The sequence below is a fragment of the Polynucleobacter sp. 35-46-11 genome, from assembly GCF_002281105.1.
The window spans coordinates 1-1499 of record NZ_NCFJ01000576.1 but is presented as its reverse complement, the minus strand read 5'-3'; the positions used below and the strand labels follow the sequence as shown (position 1 = coordinate 1499).

Annotated in this window: 2 protein-coding genes; both read right to left on the bottom strand. The window is 48.6% G+C overall.

Annotated elements, in window-relative coordinates:
* A partial coding sequence (locus tag B7Y67_RS17780) for an FAD-dependent oxidoreductase (RefSeq protein WP_293599769.1) occupies window positions 1-956 on the bottom strand: 956 nt, incomplete at its 3' end.
* Window positions 957-1007: 51 nt separating this feature from the next.
* Window positions 1008-1499 (bottom strand): phosphomethylpyrimidine synthase ThiC (locus B7Y67_RS17775; RefSeq protein WP_293599768.1); only part of this gene is annotated, 492 nt, incomplete at its 5' end.

Here is a 1499-nt window from a genome sequence, read left to right as displayed (position 1 = left end):
ATGAAGCCATGACGATAGAGACCATTGATCATCATGAGATTGGCTTGATTTGGTTTGTGATTAACGGATATCTCCGGCAAATTATCTTTCAGCGTGGGGCGACACTGTGTTGCCATCTCTAAAATACGGGCTTCAGCAAACCCACTATGAACGGTATAGACCGCACTGAGTAATTCCATAGCGGATCGAACACTCATAGGAGATAAATCCTCAGACTCAATTTCTGTTGCGCCAACAACATAGACGTCATCTTCTTTAGGCGCAATGTAAATGGGGTAACGCGGATGGATGAGGCGAGTAGGGCGACGCAGTTTGACTTCAGGCGCATGCAAACGAATAACTTCGCCACGAACGCCACGTAAATTCTTTGTAGCACCCTTGGCACCAAGACCACGACAATCAATAACCCAATCAAAACCATTCTCTAGATTGCGAAGTTGCTCTGGGTCGGTGGATTGATTCCAGTGACAAGGCACCTTCATGAGAGTGAGTTCAACCAGTAAAGCCTCTAGAAGCTGGCGGTTATCTAGCTGCCCTTCATTGGGAAGATAGAGGCCTTGAGTAAAACGCTCAGCCACACCAGGCTCAATTTCTGCAAGAGATTGGCTATCCAATTGAATTGGTCTAGCAAGCGACTGATTGTGAGTGCAATTTCTTTCAAGATGAGAGGCAAAACGTTCCGCATCACTAGCATCTTGACGATGCCACAAAATCAAAGTGCCATCTTGCTGAAAGAACACGGGCTTTGCTAACTCATCGATAAGTTGCTTCCAACGAGGCAGGCTATGTATACCCATGCGCACGACCACATCTTCCGTGATGGCAGATTCTGCGAGTGGGGCCAACATCGCAGCAGCAATGCGTGCAGCCGAATTAGCAGCATCTGAAGCACCTTTCTCAAACAGCTCTACACGAGCACCGCGCTTAGCAAGTGCGACCGCTAGCAACCGACCCATGAGGCCGGCGCCAACGATGGCATATTTGCCGTTTGAGAACGTGCTCTTCACTTACTGATAAATCTCGCTACCGCGCTTACGGAACTCAGCTGACATCTCTTCCATACCTTTTTGAGGATCGGTAGAGGCTTCCGCGGTGATCGGAATGACTTTCGCTTTCGGATTGCCATCTGCATCCAAAGTTGCTGCGTAATCACGCACTTCTTGAGTGATCTTCATCGAGCAGAACTTCGGTCCACACATGGAGCAGAAGTGCGCAATTTTGGCGCCTTCAGCAGGTAAGGTCGCATCGTGGTATTCACGGGCACGCTCAGGATCTAAGCCGAGATTAAATTGATCCTCCCAACGGAACTCAAAGCGCGCTTTAGATAAAGCGTTATCGCGTACTTGAGCACCAGGCAAGCCTTTAGCCAAGTCAGCACCATGAGCAGCAATCTTGTACGTGATGATGCCGGTACGAACATCCTCTTTATCTGGCAAACCTAAATGTTCTTTTGGTGTGACATAGCAAAGCATTGCTGTACCGTACCAACCAATTTGCGC